This is a genomic window from Pseudomonas putida NBRC 14164, assembly GCF_000412675.1.
In the GTDB taxonomy this organism is placed as follows: domain Bacteria; phylum Pseudomonadota; class Gammaproteobacteria; order Pseudomonadales; family Pseudomonadaceae; genus Aquipseudomonas; species Aquipseudomonas putida.
The window spans coordinates 5,731,107-5,745,394 of sequence record NC_021505.1; the positions used below are offsets into that span (position 1 = coordinate 5,731,107).

Annotated in this window: 15 protein-coding genes; 13 read left to right on the forward strand and 2 right to left on the reverse strand. The window is 64.1% G+C overall.

Going from position 1 to position 14,288, the window contains the following annotated elements:
- Positions 1 to 79 precede the first annotated feature (79 nt).
- The 13 genes from PP4_RS25510 (at position 80) to PP4_RS25570 (ending at position 12,947) form a co-directional block, all read left to right on the forward strand.
- Entirely contained in the window at positions 80 to 985 is a 906-nt protein-coding gene (locus tag PP4_RS25510) for an energy transducer TonB (protein WP_016501974.1), read from the forward strand.
- Positions 986 to 1,154: 169 nt separating this feature from the next.
- Positions 1,155 to 1,724, forward strand: a complete 570-nt coding sequence (locus PP4_RS25515; RefSeq protein ID WP_016501975.1) for a YqgE/AlgH family protein — start codon at positions 1,155 to 1,157, stop codon at positions 1,722 to 1,724.
- Positions 1,724 to 2,149 (forward strand): Holliday junction resolvase RuvX, encoded by a 426-nt coding sequence (gene ruvX, locus PP4_RS25520; RefSeq protein ID WP_016501976.1) that lies wholly within the window; start codon positions 1,724 to 1,726, stop codon positions 2,147 to 2,149. Before PP4_RS25515 ends, ruvX begins: the two co-directional genes overlap by 1 nt.
- Before the next feature lie 49 nt (positions 2,150 to 2,198).
- Positions 2,199 to 2,717, forward strand: a complete 519-nt coding sequence (gene pyrR, locus PP4_RS25525; RefSeq protein ID WP_016489547.1) for a bifunctional pyr operon transcriptional regulator/uracil phosphoribosyltransferase PyrR — start codon at positions 2,199 to 2,201, stop codon at positions 2,715 to 2,717.
- A gap of 12 nt (positions 2,718 to 2,729) precedes the next feature.
- Positions 2,730 to 3,734 (forward strand): aspartate carbamoyltransferase catalytic subunit, encoded by a 1,005-nt coding sequence (locus tag PP4_RS25530; RefSeq protein ID WP_016501977.1) that lies wholly within the window; start codon positions 2,730 to 2,732, stop codon positions 3,732 to 3,734.
- Entirely contained in the window at positions 3,731 to 5,002 is a 1,272-nt protein-coding gene (locus PP4_RS25535; protein ID WP_016501978.1) for a dihydroorotase, read from the forward strand. Before PP4_RS25530 ends, PP4_RS25535 begins: the two co-directional genes overlap by 4 nt.
- A 212-nt stretch (positions 5,003 to 5,214) precedes the next feature.
- Positions 5,215 to 5,745, forward strand: coding sequence for an ATP-dependent protease subunit HslV (gene hslV, locus PP4_RS25540; protein ID WP_003249309.1), 531 nt, complete (start codon positions 5,215 to 5,217; stop codon positions 5,743 to 5,745).
- 76 nt (positions 5,746 to 5,821) lie between these two features.
- Positions 5,822 to 7,165, forward strand: a complete 1,344-nt coding sequence (gene hslU, locus PP4_RS25545; protein WP_016501979.1) for an ATP-dependent protease ATPase subunit HslU — start codon at positions 5,822 to 5,824, stop codon at positions 7,163 to 7,165.
- A 189-nt stretch (positions 7,166 to 7,354) separates the two neighbouring features.
- On the forward strand, positions 7,355 to 7,732 hold the full coding sequence (locus PP4_RS25550; protein WP_041168147.1) for a gamma-butyrobetaine hydroxylase-like domain-containing protein: 378 nt from the start codon (positions 7,355 to 7,357) through the stop codon (positions 7,730 to 7,732).
- A gap of 268 nt (positions 7,733 to 8,000) precedes the next feature.
- Positions 8,001 to 9,680, forward strand: a complete 1,680-nt coding sequence (phaC, locus tag PP4_RS25555; RefSeq protein WP_016501981.1) for a class II poly(R)-hydroxyalkanoic acid synthase — start codon at positions 8,001 to 8,003, stop codon at positions 9,678 to 9,680.
- A gap of 62 nt (positions 9,681 to 9,742) precedes the next feature.
- Positions 9,743 to 10,594: a poly(3-hydroxyalkanoate) depolymerase gene (gene phaZ, locus PP4_RS25560; protein WP_016501982.1), complete on the forward strand. Its 852-nt coding sequence runs from the start codon at positions 9,743 to 9,745 to the stop codon at positions 10,592 to 10,594.
- A 42-nt stretch (positions 10,595 to 10,636) separates the two neighbouring features.
- Positions 10,637 to 12,319, forward strand: a complete 1,683-nt coding sequence (gene phaC, locus PP4_RS25565; protein ID WP_016501983.1) for a class II poly(R)-hydroxyalkanoic acid synthase — start codon at positions 10,637 to 10,639, stop codon at positions 12,317 to 12,319.
- A 13-nt stretch (positions 12,320 to 12,332) separates the two neighbouring features.
- Positions 12,333 to 12,947: a TetR/AcrR family transcriptional regulator gene (locus PP4_RS25570; RefSeq protein WP_016501984.1), complete on the forward strand. Its 615-nt coding sequence runs from the start codon at positions 12,333 to 12,335 to the stop codon at positions 12,945 to 12,947.
- A 121-nt stretch (positions 12,948 to 13,068) separates the two neighbouring features.
- On the opposite strand, the gene PP4_RS25575 is transcribed toward PP4_RS25570, so the two are convergent.
- Both PP4_RS25575 and PP4_RS25580 read right to left on the reverse strand, forming a co-directional pair.
- A complete protein-coding gene (locus tag PP4_RS25575; protein ID WP_016501985.1) occupies positions 13,069 to 13,857 on the reverse strand; it encodes a phasin family protein in 789 nt (262 codons plus the stop codon).
- Between the two features lie 10 nt (positions 13,858 to 13,867).
- On the reverse strand, positions 13,868 to 14,287 hold the full coding sequence (locus PP4_RS25580; RefSeq protein WP_016501986.1) for a phasin family protein: 420 nt from the start codon (positions 14,285 to 14,287) through the stop codon (positions 13,868 to 13,870).
- Between the last annotated feature and the right edge of the window lies 1 nt (position 14,288).

Here is a 14,288-nt window from a genome sequence, read left to right on the forward strand (position 1 = left end):
AGCAAAGCCGCAGAGTGGGGTATGATGCCGGTCCTATTCGACTGAGCTGCTGCCCCGCCCAGCAGTTGCTGGATACCTGATGACGCTGCCCGCTGACATCCCCTCCGACCTGCTGCCGCCCCGTGTTCGCCCCGTGGACCGGCTCGGCTTTACCCTGTTCCTGGCTGCCCTGGTGCACCTGGCGCTGATTCTTGGCGTCGGCTTCACCGTGGTCAAGCCTGCCGAAATCCGCCACACCATGGACATCACCCTGGCCACCTTCAAGAGCGAGAAAGCGCCCGAGAAGGCCGATTTCCAGGCTCAGGACAACCAGCAGGGCAGCGGCACACTGGACAAGAAAGCGGTGCCCACCACCACCGAACTGGCGCCGTTCCAGGACAGCAAGATCAACAAGATCACCCCGCCACCCGCCGCCAGGCCCGAGGTGGTACCACCCCCTACCCCACAAAAGTCGGCAGTAGTGACGACTGCGCCCAAGCCGCAGAAGGTCGAACCCAAGCCCAAGGAAAGCAAGGCCCAGCCCAAGCCGGCGGCGCCAGCGCCCGACTTCGACAGCTCGCAGCTGTCCAGCCAGATCGCTAGCCTGGAGGCGGAGCTGTCCAACGAGCAGCAGATGTACGCCAAGCGCCCGCGCATCCATCGCCTGAATGCCGCCTCGACCATGCGCGACAAGGGCGCCTGGTACAAGGAAGAGTGGCGCAAGAAGGTCGAGCGGGTGGGCAACCTGAACTACCCAGACGAAGCGCGTCGGCAACAGATTTACGGCAACTTGCGGATGATGGTGTCGATCAACCGCGACGGTTCGCTGTACGAAGTGCTGGTACTGGAATCGTCCGGGCAGCAGGTGCTGGACCAGGCGGCGCAACGCATCGTGCGGCTGGCAGCGCCGTTTGCACCGTTTACCGGGGATCTGGCCGAGTTTGACCGGCTGGAGATCATCCGCACCTGGCGCTTTGCCCGTGGGGACCGTTTGTCCAGCAACTGATTTACTGCCTGTAGTGGCCCATTCGCGGGCACGCCCGCTCCCACAGGATCTTCATTGAATCTGAAGCCTGCGGGGTACCTGTTGGAGCGGGCATGCCCGCGAAGAGGCCCCTACAATCGACACAAATCCGCACCTTGTCAGCCTCGCCGCCTGGCGCCACACTATCCCCATGAAAACCCTCGCCCCGAGCTACCTCAAGCACCAGTTCCTGATCGCCATGCCGCACATGGCCGATCCGAACTTCGCCCAGACCCTCACGTACATTGTCGAGCACAATGAACATGGCGCCATGGGCCTGGTGGTCAACCGGCCGCAGGAACTGAGCCTGGCCGATATCCTCGAGCAGCTGCGCCCGGACGAAACGCCGCCGGCCAGCACCTTGCAGGTGCCGATCTACCAGGGTGGCCCAGTACAGACCGACCGCGGCTTCGTGCTGCACAGCAGCGAATGCAGCTTCCAGGCCACCGTGGCCCTCGAAGGCCTGTCGCTGACCACATCGCAGGATGTGCTGCTGGCCATCGCCGCCGGGGTGGGCCCGAAACAGAGCCTGATCACACTCGGTTATGCCGGCTGGGAAGCGGGCCAACTGGAGGCGGAGCTGGCCGACAACGCCTGGCTCAACTGCCCGTTCGACCCGGAAATCATCTTTGACCGGGCCAGCGACCTGCGCCTGGAAGCAGCGGCCGCCAGCCTGGGCATCAACCTGCACCTGCTGACCAGCCAGGCGGGCCACGCCTGATGGCCGAACTACGCCTCTTGCTGGGTTTCGACTACGGCAGCAAACAGATCGGCGTGGCCGTCGGCCAGGTGATCACCGGGCAGGCACGCGAGCTGTGCACCCTGAAGGCGCAGAACGGCGTGCCGGACTGGGCCCAGGTGGAAAAGCTCATCAATGAGTGGAAACCCGATGCCATTGTCGTCGGCCTGCCGTTGAACATGGACGGCACGGCCAGCGAGATGAGCGCCCGCGCCGAAAAGTTCGCCCGCCGCCTGAACGGCCGCTTCAACCTGCCCGTGCATACCCACGACGAACGCCTGACCACCTTCGAGGCCAAGGGCGAGCGCATGGCCCGTGGCGGCCAGCGCGGCAGCTACCGCGAAAACCCGGTCGATGCCATCGCCGCCGCCCTGTTGCTGCAAGGCTGGCTGGAGGCCAATACCTGATCATCTTTGCCGCCGGGCCCGCCCGGCGCACCCTTCCGAGGAGCCCGCAATGAGCCTACCCAATCCCGCCGACCTGATTCGGCAGATGGCTGTCGACCTTCGTGCCCACCTGGCGCGCCGGGCAATCACCGAGCCCCGTTACATCGGTATCCGCACCGGCGGTGTATGGGTTGCCCAGGCCCTGCAGGAAGCCATGGGCGACAGCAGCCCCATGGGCACCCTGGACGTCTCGTTCTACCGCGACGACTTCAGCCAGAACGGCCTGCACCCGCAAGTTCGCCCGTCCGAGCTGCCTTTCGAGGTCGAGGGCCAGCACCTGGTGCTGGTGGATGACGTACTGATGAGCGGTCGCACCATCCGCGCGGCGCTCAACGAACTGTTCGATTACGGCCGCCCGGCCAGCGTCACCCTGGTCTGCCTGCTGGACCTGGATGCCGGCGAATTGCCGATCCGTCCGAATGTGCTCGGTGCCACCCTGTCGCTGGCCGCCCATGAACGGGTAAAATTGACCGGACCCGCACCGCTCGCCCTCGAGCGCCAGGACCTCGCCTCCGCTTCCGCCCTTTAAGAGTCCCCCGCGATGACGCCAATCGACGCCAAGCGCCCGCTGCAGCTCAATGATCAGGGCCAGCTGCGCCACTTCCTCTCGCTCGACGGTTTGCCCCGCGAACTGCTCACCGAGATCCTCGACACCGCCGACTCCTTCCTGGAAGTCGGTGCCCGGGCCGTGAAGAAAGTCCCGTTGCTGCGCGGCAAGACCGTGTGCAACGTGTTCTTCGAGAACTCGACCCGTACCCGCACCACCTTCGAACTGGCGGCCCAGCGCCTGTCGGCCGACGTGATCAGCCTGAACGTGTCGACCTCCTCGACCAGCAAGGGCGAGACCCTGTTCGACACCCTGCGCAACCTCGAAGCCATGGCGGCCGACATGTTTGTGGTACGCCATTCCGACTCCGGCGCGGCGCACTTCATCGCCGAGCACGTGTGCCCGGACGTCGCCGTGATCAACGGTGGTGACGGCCGCCACGCGCACCCGACCCAGGGCATGCTCGACATGCTCACCATTCGCCGCCACAAGGGCAGCTTCGAGAACCTCTCGGTAGCCATCGTCGGCGACATCCTGCACTCGCGCGTGGCCCGCTCCGACATGCTGGCGCTCAAAGCGCTGGGCTGCCCGGACATCCGGGTGATCGGCCCGAAAACCCTGATCCCGATCGGCATCGAGCAGTACGGCGTAAAGGTCTACACCGACCTCGCCGAAGGCCTGAAGGATGTCGACGTGGTGATCATGCTGCGCCTGCAACGCGAGCGCATGGCCGGCGGCCTGCTGCCCAGCGAGGGCGAGTTCTACCGCCTGTTCGGCCTGACCACCGCGCGCCTGGCCTGCGCCAAGCCTGACGCCATCGTCATGCACCCGGGCCCGATCAACCGTGGTGTGGAAATCGAGTCGGCGGTGGCCGACGGCAAGCACTCGGTGATCCTCAACCAGGTCACCTACGGCATCGCCGTGCGCATGGCCGTGCTGTCCATGGCCATGAGCGGGCAGAACGCGCAACGTCAATTCGACCAGGAGAACGCCCAGTGACCATCAGTATTCTTGGCGCCCGGGTCATCGATCCCAAAACCGGCCTGGACCAGGTCACCGACCTGCACCTGGACGGTGGCCGCATTGCCGCCATCGGCGCCGCGCCAGCCGGCTTCAGCGCCAGCCGCACGATCCAGGCCGATGGCCTGGTTGCCGCACCGGGCCTGGTGGACCTGGGCGTGTCCCTGCGCGAGCCGGGTTACAGCCGCAAAGGCAACATCGCGAGTGAAACCCGCGCAGCCGTGGCCGGCGGTGTCACCAGCCTGTGCTGCCCGCCGCAGACCAGGCCGGTGCTGGACACCTCGGCGGTGGCCGAGCTGATCCTGGACCGCGCCCGTGAGGCTGCCAACAGCAAGGTGTACCCGATCGGCGCCCTGACCAAAGGCCTTGAAGGCGAGCAACTGGCCGAGCTGGTGGCCCTGCGCGACACCGGTTGCGTGGCCTTCGGCAACGGCCTGAAACAAATCCCCAACAACCGTACCCTGGCCCGCGCCCTGGAATACGCCGCCACCTTCGACCTGACCGTGGTGTTCCACTCCCAGGACCGCGACCTGGCCGAGGGCGGCCTGGCCCACGAAGGTGCCATGGCCAGTTTCCTCGGCCTGCCGGGCATCCCGGAAAGCGCCGAAACCGTGGCACTGGCGCGCAACCTGCTGCTGGTGGAACAAAGCGGCGTGCGTGCGCACTTCAGCCAGATCACCAGCGCCCGTGGCGCACAGCTGATTGCCCAGGCGCAGGAACTCGGCCTGCCGGTGACCGCCGATGTAGCGCTGTACCAGCTGATACTCACCGATGAGTCGCTGCGCGAGTTTTCCAGCCTGTACCACGTGCAGCCGCCGCTGCGCACTGCCAAAGACCGGGATGGCCTGCGCGCTGCGGTCAAATCGGGCGTGATCCAGGCGATTTCCAGCCACCACCAGCCCCATGAGCGCGACGCCAAGCTGGCCCCGTTCGGCGCCACCGAGCCGGGTATCAGCAGCGTCGAGTTGCTGCTGCCACTGGCCATGACCCTGGTACAGGACGGCCTGCTCGACCTGCCGACCTTGCTCGCCCGCCTGAGCAGCGGCCCGGCTGCCGCCCTGCGCCTGCCGGCCGGTGAGCTGAAGGTGGGTGGTGCGGCCGACCTGGTACTGTTCGACCCGCAAGCCTCCACCGTTGCCGGCGAGCAGTGGTTCTCGCGTGGCGAGAACTGCCCGTTCATCGGCCACTGCCTGCCGGGTGCGGTGCGTTATACCTTGGTCGATGGCCACGTCTGCCACGAGGCCTGAGTAACCCTCACAGGCCTCATCGCCGGCAAGCCAGCTCCCACAGGAAATCACTGCCCTCAGGCCCTGTGATGACCTGTGGGAGCTGGCTTGCCGGCGATAAGGCCTGTGCAGGAGAGCACCAACCATTCATCCCCCACGGTTGAAATCCTTCCCCCCACCCCCATATGAGTCTGCATCAGGCACTTTCGCCCCGCTGCGTGGAGACTCTCCCCTTGACCACCATCGTTTCTGTCCGCCGTAACGGCAAAGTCGTCATGGGCGGCGACGGCCAGGTATCTCTCGGCAACACCGTGATGAAAGGCAACGCCAAGAAAGTGCGCCGCCTGTACCACGGCCAAGTCATCGCCGGCTTCGCGGGTGCCACCGCCGATGCCTTCACCCTGTTCGAGCGCTTCGAAGGCCAGCTGGAAAAACACCAGGGCCACCTGGTTCGCGCCGCCGTCGAGCTGGCCAAGGAATGGCGTACCGACCGTTCCCTGAGCCGCCTGGAAGCCATGCTGGCCGTGGCCAACAAGGATGCCTCGCTGATCATCACCGGCAACGGTGACGTGGTCGAACCCGAAGACGGCCTGATCGCTATGGGTTCCGGTGGTGCCTACGCCCAGGCCGCAGCCCGCGCCCTGCTGAACAAGACCGACCTTTCGGCCCGTGAAATCGCTGAAACTGCCCTGAACATCGCCGGCGACATCTGCGTGTTCACCAACCACAACCTGACCATCGAGGAGCAGGACCTGGCCGACTGATTCAGTTGCTTTGGCGCCTCTTCCCGGTGAAGGGGCTTTTCCACGCTGACTCACCTGCCCAAGGACCCTATTGATCATGTCCATGACCCCCCGCGAGATCGTCCACGAACTCAACCGCCACATCATCGGCCAGGACGACGCCAAGCGCGCCGTGGCCATTGCCCTGCGCAACCGCTGGCGCCGGATGCAGCTGCCTGCCGAGCTGCGTGCCGAAGTGACCCCGAAGAACATCCTGATGATCGGCCCTACCGGCGTCGGCAAGACCGAAATCGCCCGTCGCCTGGCCAAGCTGGCCAACGCGCCGTTCCTCAAGGTCGAAGCCACCAAGTTCACCGAAGTGGGCTACGTGGGCCGCGACGTCGAGTCGATCATCCGTGACCTGGCCGACGCCGCGCTGAAGATGCTGCGCGAGCAGGAGATCATCCGCGTGCGCCACCGCGCCGAGGACGCCGCTGAAGACCGTATCCTCGATGCCCTGCTGCCGCAGGCACGCGTCACCAGCTTCAGCGAAGAAGCCGCGCAGACCAGCAGCGATTCCAACACCCGCCAGCTGTTCCGCAAGCGCCTGCGTGAAGGCCAGCTGGACGACAAGGAAATCGAAATCGAAGTGGCCGATGCCGTGGGCGTCGAAATTGCCGCGCCGCCTGGCATGGAAGAGATGACCAACCAGCTGCAGAGCCTGTTTGCCAACATGGGCAAAGGCAAGCGCAAGGCGCGCAAGCTGAAGGTGAAAGAAGCGCTGAAGATGGTTCGCGACGAAGAAGCGGGCCGCCTGGTCAACGAGGAAGAACTCAAGGCCAAGGCCCTGGAAGCGGTCGAGCAGCACGGCATCGTGTTCATCGACGAAATCGACAAGGTTGCCAAGCGCGGCAACGTGGGCGGTGCCGATGTGTCCCGTGAAGGCGTGCAGCGCGACCTGCTGCCACTGATCGAAGGCTGCACCGTCAACACCAAGCTGGGCATGGTCAAGACCGACCACATCCTGTTCATCGCCTCGGGTGCGTTCCACCTGAGCAAGCCAAGCGACCTGGTACCCGAGCTGCAAGGCCGCCTGCCGATCCGTGTCGAGCTGAAGGCACTGACCCCTGAAGACTTCGAACGCATCCTGCAAGAGCCGCACGCGTCGCTGACCGAGCAGTACCAGGCCCTGCTGAAGACCGAAGGCCTGAACATCGAGTTCATCGGCGATGGCATCAAGCGCCTGGCCGAGATTGCCTACCAGGTAAACGAAAAGACCGAGAACATCGGTGCCCGCCGCCTGCACACCCTGCTTGAGCGTTTGCTCGAAGAGGTGTCGTTCAGCGCTGGCGACCTGGCCAGTGCCCATGACGAAACGCCAATCCAGATCGACGCTGCGTATGTGAACAGCCACCTGGGTGAACTGGCGCAGAACGAAGACCTGTCGCGTTACATCCTGTAAGACCGCAGGGGGCCGCTTCGCGGCCCTTTCGCCGGCAAGCCGGCTCCCACAGGATTATCACAATCCTGAATGCTGTGGAGCACCTGTGGGAGCTGGCTTGCCGGCGATTGGGCTGCAAAGCAGCCCCCCTTGCGCAATCCCCAGAATGTCCCGAAGCTGTGCATCATCAGCTCCCGAGAGATTCCAGCCATGGCCCGCATGCCCACCGCCATAAACCTGCACAAAGCCTCGAAAACCCTCACCCTCACCTACGCCCCCGGCGAGGTCTACCACCTGCCCGCCGAACTCCTGCGCGTGCACTCCCCCTCCGCCGAGGTCCAGGGCCACGGCAACCCTATCCTGCAGTTCGGCAAGATCAACGTCGGCCTGGTCGGCCTGGAGCCTGCCGGCCAATATGCACTGAAACTGAACTTCGACGACGGCCATGACAGCGGCCTGTTCACCTGGGAATACCTGGAACAGCTGTGCCTGCGCCAGGAACAGCTGTGGGCCGACTACCTCGACGAGCTGCACAAGGCCGGAAAATCCCGCGACCCGGCCGAATCGGTTGTGAAACTCATGCTCTAGCGCAAGGCCTGCAGGGTTTAGAGCGCATTTTCTAAATTCATCTGTTTGAATGACTTGCAGACAGCCCAGTGAAGGGCTGTCTTGCGCATTACATGAAAGTCGGGTAACCAATGGGTGTGGCAAGTTCCCTGCATCACTTTGCAGGCAGTCAGAACCCCCGCAGCACCGCTGTTCCTTATCACTGGTCACCCGAGTAGCAGTACCGGGCTCAGGGCTGTGCGCTTGTCACAGCAACCGGTACTCGTCTCAGGACAACGGAGCGTCGTAGATGAGTAACAAGAACAACGATGAGCTGCAGCGGCAGGCCTCGGAAAACACCCTGGGGCTGAACCCGGTCATCGGCATTCGCCGCAAGGACCTGTTGAGCTCGGCACGCACCGTGCTGCGCCAGGCCGTGCGCCAACCGCTGCACAGCGCAAAGCATGTGGCCCACTTTGGCCTGGAGCTTAAAAACGTGCTGCTGGGCAAATCCAGCCTGGCCCCGGAAAGCGACGACCGCCGCTTCAACGACCCGGCCTGGAGCAACAACCCGCTGTACCGCCGCTACCTGCAAACCTACCTGGCCTGGCGCAACGAGTTGCAGGACTGGATCGGCAACAGCGACCTGCCACCCCAGGACATCAGCCGCGGCCAGTTCGTCATCAACCTGATGACTGAAGCCATGGCGCCGACCAATACCTTGTCCAACCCGGCAGCGGTCAAACGCTTCTTCGAAACCGGCGGCAAGAGCCTGCTCGACGGCCTGTCCAACCTCGCCAAGGACATGGTCAACAACGGCGGCATGCCCAGCCAGGTGAACATGGACGCCTTCGAAGTGGGCAAGAACCTGGGCACCAGCGAAGGCGCGGTGGTGTACCGCAACGATGTACTGGAGCTTATCCAGTACAGCCCCATCACCGAGCAGGTGCATGCCCGCCCGCTGCTGGTGGTGCCACCGCAGATCAACAAGTTCTACGTGTTCGACCTGAGCCCGGAAAAGAGCCTGGCACGCTACTGCCTGCGCTCGCAGCAGCAAACCTTCATCATCAGCTGGCGCAACCCGACCAAGGCCCAGCGTGAATGGGGCCTGTCCACCTACATCGATGCGCTGAAAGAAGCCGTCGACGCGGTGCTGGCGATTACCGGCAGCAAAGACCTGAACATGCTCGGTGCCTGCTCCGGTGGCATTACCTGCACTGCGCTGGTGGGCCACTATGCCGCGATTGGCGAAAACAAGGTCAATGCCCTGACCCTGCTGGTCAGCGTGCTGGACACCACCATGGACAACCAGGTCGCCTTGTTCGTCGATGAACAAACCCTGGAAAGTGCCAAGCGCCACTCTTACCAGGCTGGCGTGCTGGAAGGCAGCGAAATGGCCAAGGTGTTCGCCTGGATGCGCCCCAACGACCTGATCTGGAACTACTGGGTCAACAACTACCTGCTCGGCAACGAGCCGCCTGTGTTCGACATCCTGTTCTGGAACAACGACACCACGCGCCTGCCGGCCGCCTTCCACGGCGACCTGATCGAAATGTTCAAGAGCAACCCACTGATCCGCCCGGATGCACTGGAAGTGTGCGGCACCCCGATCAACCTGAAAAATGTGCAGTGCGACATTTTCAGCGTTGCCGGCACTGCAGACCACATCACCCCGTGGCAATCGTGCTACCGCTCGGCGCACTTGTTCGGCGGCAAGATCGAGTTCGTGCTGTCCAACAGCGGCCACATCCAGAGCATCCTCAACCCGCCAGGCAACCCCAAGGCGCGCTTCATGACTGGCGCTGACCGCCCGGGTGACCCGCTGGCCTGGCAGGAAAACGCCACCAAGCATGCCGACTCCTGGTGGCTGCACTGGCAGAGCTGGCTGAGCGAACGTGCCGGGGAGCTGAAAAAAGCGCCAACCCGCCTGGGCAACCGCGCTTATGCCGCTGGCGAAGCCGCACCAGGCACCTACGTTCACGAGCGCTGAGTTGCGTTGCCGTGGCCGCGATGAGCGCGCCACGGCGCTTTTTTCACGACAGAGTCGAACGCATGCCGGAACCCTACATCTTCAGGACCGTCGAACTGGACGACCAGTCCATTCGCACCGCCGTCCGCCCGGGCAAGCCACACCTGACACCGTTGCTGATCTTCAACGGCATCGGCGCCAACCTGGAGCTGGTGTTCCCGTTCATCGAGGCGCTGGACCCGGACCTGGAGGTCATCGCCTTCGACGTGCCCGGTGTGGGTGGTTCATCCACCCCGCGTCACCCCTATCGCTTTCCAGGGCTGGCCAAGCTCACGGCGCGCATGCTCGATTACCTGGACTACGGCCAGGTCAGCGCCATCGGCGTGTCCTGGGGCGGCGCCCTGGCCCAGCAGTTTGCCCACGACTACCCGGAGCGCTGCAAGAAACTGGTACTGGCCGCCACTGCCGCCGGCGCAGTGATGGTGCCGGGCAAACCTAAAGTCTTGTGGATGATGGCGAGCCCCAGGCGCTACGTGCAGCCCTCCCATGTGATCCGCATCGCACCGCTGATCTACGGCGGCGCCTTCCGCCGCGACCCGGACCTGGCCATGCACCATGCGTCCAAGGTGCGCTCCGGGGGCAAGCTGGGCTATTACTGGCAGCTGTTCGCCGGCCTGGGCTGGACCAGCATCCACTGGCTGCACAAGATCCACCAGCCAACGCTGGTGCTGGCCGGTGACGACGACCCGCTGATCCCGCTGATCAACATGCGCCTGCTGGCCTGGCGGATTCCCAATGCCCAGCTACACATAATCGACGACGGCCACCTGTTCCTGATTACCCGGGCCGAGGCCGTCGCACCGATCATCATGAAGTTTCTCCAGGAAGAACGTCAGCGCGCGGTCATGCATCCGCGCCCCGCCTCTGGCGGTTGATTGTCGCTGCCCAAGCATCGGGTAAGACGAGGGAGTGTTGCCATGACAGACAAACCGGGCAAAGGAACGAAAACGCTTCCCGCCACCAGCATGAACGTGCAGAACGCCATACTCGGCCTCCGCGGGCGCGACCTGGTGTCGACCCTGCGCAGGGTTGGCCGCCACGGCTTGACCAACCCGCTGCACACGGCACGGCACCTGTTGGCGTTCGGCAGCCAGCTGGGTCGCGTGATGCTGGGCGACACGCCCTACCAGCCCAACCCTCGCGATGGCCGCTTCAGCGACCCGACCTGGAGCCAGAACCCGTTTTATCGCCGTGGCCTGCAGGCCTATCTGGCCTGGCAGAAGCAGACGCGCCAGTGGATCGACGAAAGTCACCTGGACGACGATGACCGCGCCCGTGCGCACTTTCTGTTTGGCATGATCTATGACGCCCTGGCACCGAGCAACTCGCTGCTCAACCCGCTGGCGGTCAAAGAACTGCTGAACACCGGCGGGCAAAGCCTGGTGCGTGGCGTGGCCCACTTGCTCGACGACCTGCGCCACAACGACGGCCTGCCGCGCCAGGTGGACGAACGTGCCTTCGAGGTAGGTGGCAGCCTGGCGGCAACGCCCGGCGCGGTGGTGTTTCGCAACGAGCTGTTGGAGCTGATCCAGTACAAGCCGATGAGCGAAAAACAGCACGCCAGGCCCTTGCTGGTGGTGCCGCCGCAAATCAACAAGTTCTATATCTTCGACATGCAGGCGCACAACAGCTTCGTCCAGTACATGCTCAAGAACGGCCTGCAGGTGTTCATGATCAGTTGGCGCAACCCCGACCCGCGCCACCGCGAATGGGGCCTGTCCTCCTACGTACAGGCCCTGGAAGAAGCGCTGAACGCCTGCCGCAGCATCAGCGGCAACCGCGACCCCAACCTGATGGGTGCCTGCGCCGGCGGCCTGACCATGGCCGCACTGCAGGGCCACCTGCAGGCCAAGCATCAGTTGCGCAAGATCCGCAGCGCCACTTACCTGGTGAGCCTGCTCGACAGCAAGTTCGACAGCCCGGCCAGCCTGTTCGCCGACGAGCAGACGGTAGAGGCCGCCAAGCGCCGTTCCTATCAACGGGGCGTGCTGGACGGCGGCGAAGTCGCCAGGATTTTCGCCTGGATGCGCCCCAACGACCTGATCTGGAACTACTGGGTCAACAACTACCTGTTGGGCAAAGCCCCACCCGCGTTCGACATCCTGTACTGGAACGCCGACAACACACGCCTGCCTGCGGCACTGCACGGGGACTTGCTGGACTTTTTCAAGCACAACCCGCTCACCCACCCGGCAGGCCTGGAAGTGTGCGGCACGCCCATCGACCTCAAGCAGGTCGACCTGGACAGCTTTACCGTGGCCGGCAGCAACGACCACATCACGCCATGGGACGCCGTGTACCGCTCGGCCTTGCTGCTCGGTGGCGACCGGCGTTTCGTGCTGGCCAACAGCGGGCACATCCAGAGCATCATCAACCCGCCGGGCAACCCCAAGGCCTACTACCTGGAAAACCCCAAACTGTCCGGCGACCCGCGCGCCTGGTTCTACGAGGCCAAGCGCAGCGACGGCAGTTGGTGGCCCTTGTGGCTGGAATGGATCACACCGCGCTCCGGCCCGCTCAAGGCTCCCCGTACCGAGCTGGGCAACAGTACCTATCCACCGCTCGGCCCGGCGCCAGGCACCTATGTCCTGACCCGATGAGCCCTACGACTGGATGAAGACCCGCGACCGTATCCTCGAATGCGCCCTGCAACTGTTCAACCAGCAGGGCGAACCGAACGTATCCACCCTAGAGATTGCCAACGAACTGGGTATCAGTCCGGGCAACCTGTACTACCACTTCCATGGCAAGGAGCCCTTGGTGCTGGGCCTTTTCGAGCGCTTCGAAGAAGCGCTGATGCCCCTGCTCGACCCGCCCCTGGACGTGCGCCTGGACGCCGAGGACTACTGGCTGTTCCTGCACCTTATCGTCGAGCACATGGCCCAGTACCGCTTTCTGTTCCAGGACCTGTCCAACCTCACCGGCCGCCTGCCCAAGCTGGCGCGCGGCATGCGCAGCCTGATCAATGCACTCAAGCGTACGCTGGCGGCGTTGCTCGCCAGCCTCAAGGGCCAGGGGTTGGTAGAGAGTGAGACCCAGGCGCTGGGGCAACTGGTGGAGCAGATCACAATGACGCTGCTGTTCTCGCTGGATTACCAGCGGGTGCTGGGACGCGAGGCGGATGTGGGAATTGTGGTGTATCAGGTGATGATGCTGGTGGCGCCCCATCTGCAGCCACAGGCGCGGGCGGCGGCGGAGCAGTTGGCGGTGCGCTATCTGGAGGGGTAGGCCCGCGCTGTCGGCGCCGGGGCCTTCGCGGGCATGCCCGCTCCCACAGGGCCTGCGCTGACCTGGTGATCGGCGCTGTACCTGTGGAAGCGGGCAAGCCCGCGAAGAAGACGACGCGGTATCAGATCAGGGTACCGGTGCCGTTTGGTGCCGACGGTGCGCTGCTGGCCGGGGCGGCTACAGGTGCCGGTGCTGCGGTAGCGGCCGGGGCGGCATTGGCCGCTGGCGCTGCAGGTTTGGCGGCTGCCGGTTTGGCCGGTGCTTTCTTCACCGCAGGTTTCTTCGCTGCCGCTGGCTTGGGCGCTGCCGGTTTTGCCGCCGGCTTGGCAGCTGCAGGTTTGGCCGCAGGCTTTGCTGCAGGTTTGGCCGCTGCCGTTTTAGCTGCAGGTTTGGCCGCCGCCGTTTTAGCAGCAGGCTTGGCCGCCGCTGCCTTGGCCAGTGGCTTGGCCGCTGCCTTGCTCGCAGCCGGCTTGGAAGCCGCAGCGCGCGACGAAATCGGCGTAACCGAAGCACCGGTCAGCTTCTCGATCTGCTTGGTCAGGCTGTCCACCTGCTGGTGCAGGGCCTTGATCTCGTTGCGGCTCGGCACGCCCAGGCGCGAGATGGCGCTGTTCAGGCGCTTGTCGAAGGCCTCTTCGAGTTCGCTCCACTTGCCCATCGCAAGGTCCTTCACGCCAGACACGCGCGAAGTGGTCGACGACTTGGCGGTTTCGGCTACATCTTCAGCCGTCTTCTTCGCCTGCTTCTCGGCCTTCTCGCCATCTTTCACCAACGAGTCGAACAGCTTCGGGCCGTCCTGGTCGACTTTCGAATAGATACCCAGCCCCGCCAGCCAGATCTTGCGGGAGTACTTCTCGATCCCGCCGACCCAGGAGCTGCCTTCTTTTTCGGTGTTCTTCTTGCCAGCCATCCTGCTCTCCTTATGGTTTGTGCGCGACGCGCTCAAGCAGCTCATGCAACTGTTCAAGCTTGACCGACAACGCCTCAACGTCATGTTTAGACGGAATACCCAGGCGATTCAAGGCGCGACCGACCCGTGCGTCGAAAGCTTTTTCGATCTTGTCGAGTTGAATTTCTACCTTCCCGCGTACGCGGCTCACTTCTTCAGCGGCTTCGTCAAGCTGGTGGTTGGCGGCATCGAGCTCTTTGTCGATGCGTTTCTTGCCGCGCTTCTCGACGCCTTCGCCGGCCTTGACCAGCTCCTGGAAGTAGTCAGAGCCTTCCTGACCGACGCGGGCGTAGGCGCCGATACCGGCCAGCCAGATCTTGCGCGCATAGCCGCGCACCTCGCCAAGCGTGCCCAGGGCTTCGTCTTTTTTCTTCACAATCACTTTGGCCATG

Excerpts from the sequence above, each read along its gene's own strand:
- PP4_RS25510 (WP_016501974.1), top strand. The coding sequence starts at position 80 with ATGACGCTGCCCGCTGACATCCCCTCCGACCTGCTGCCGCCCCGTGTT.
- PP4_RS25515 (WP_016501975.1), top strand. The coding sequence starts at position 1,155 with ATGAAAACCCTCGCCCCGAGCTACCTCAAGCACCAGTTCCTGATCGCC.
- ruvX (WP_016501976.1), top strand. The coding sequence starts at position 1,724 with ATGGCCGAACTACGCCTCTTGCTGGGTTTCGACTACGGCAGCAAACAG.
- pyrR (WP_016489547.1), top strand. The coding sequence starts at position 2,199 with ATGAGCCTACCCAATCCCGCCGACCTGATTCGGCAGATGGCTGTCGAC.
- PP4_RS25530 (WP_016501977.1), top strand. The coding sequence starts at position 2,730 with ATGACGCCAATCGACGCCAAGCGCCCGCTGCAGCTCAATGATCAGGGC.
- hslU (WP_016501979.1), top strand. The coding sequence starts at position 5,822 with ATGTCCATGACCCCCCGCGAGATCGTCCACGAACTCAACCGCCACATC.
- PP4_RS25550 (WP_041168147.1), top strand. The coding sequence starts at position 7,355 with ATGGCCCGCATGCCCACCGCCATAAACCTGCACAAAGCCTCGAAAACC.
- phaC (WP_016501981.1), top strand. The coding sequence starts at position 8,001 with ATGAGTAACAAGAACAACGATGAGCTGCAGCGGCAGGCCTCGGAAAAC.
- phaZ (WP_016501982.1), top strand. The coding sequence starts at position 9,743 with ATGCCGGAACCCTACATCTTCAGGACCGTCGAACTGGACGACCAGTCC.
- phaC (WP_016501983.1), top strand. The coding sequence starts at position 10,637 with ATGACAGACAAACCGGGCAAAGGAACGAAAACGCTTCCCGCCACCAGC.
- PP4_RS25570 (WP_016501984.1), top strand. The coding sequence starts at position 12,333 with ATGAAGACCCGCGACCGTATCCTCGAATGCGCCCTGCAACTGTTCAAC.
- PP4_RS25575 (WP_016501985.1), bottom strand. The coding sequence starts at position 13,857 with ATGGCTGGCAAGAAGAACACCGAAAAAGAAGGCAGCTCCTGGGTCGGC.
- PP4_RS25580 (WP_016501986.1), bottom strand. The coding sequence starts at position 14,287 with ATGGCCAAAGTGATTGTGAAGAAAAAAGACGAAGCCCTGGGCACGCTT.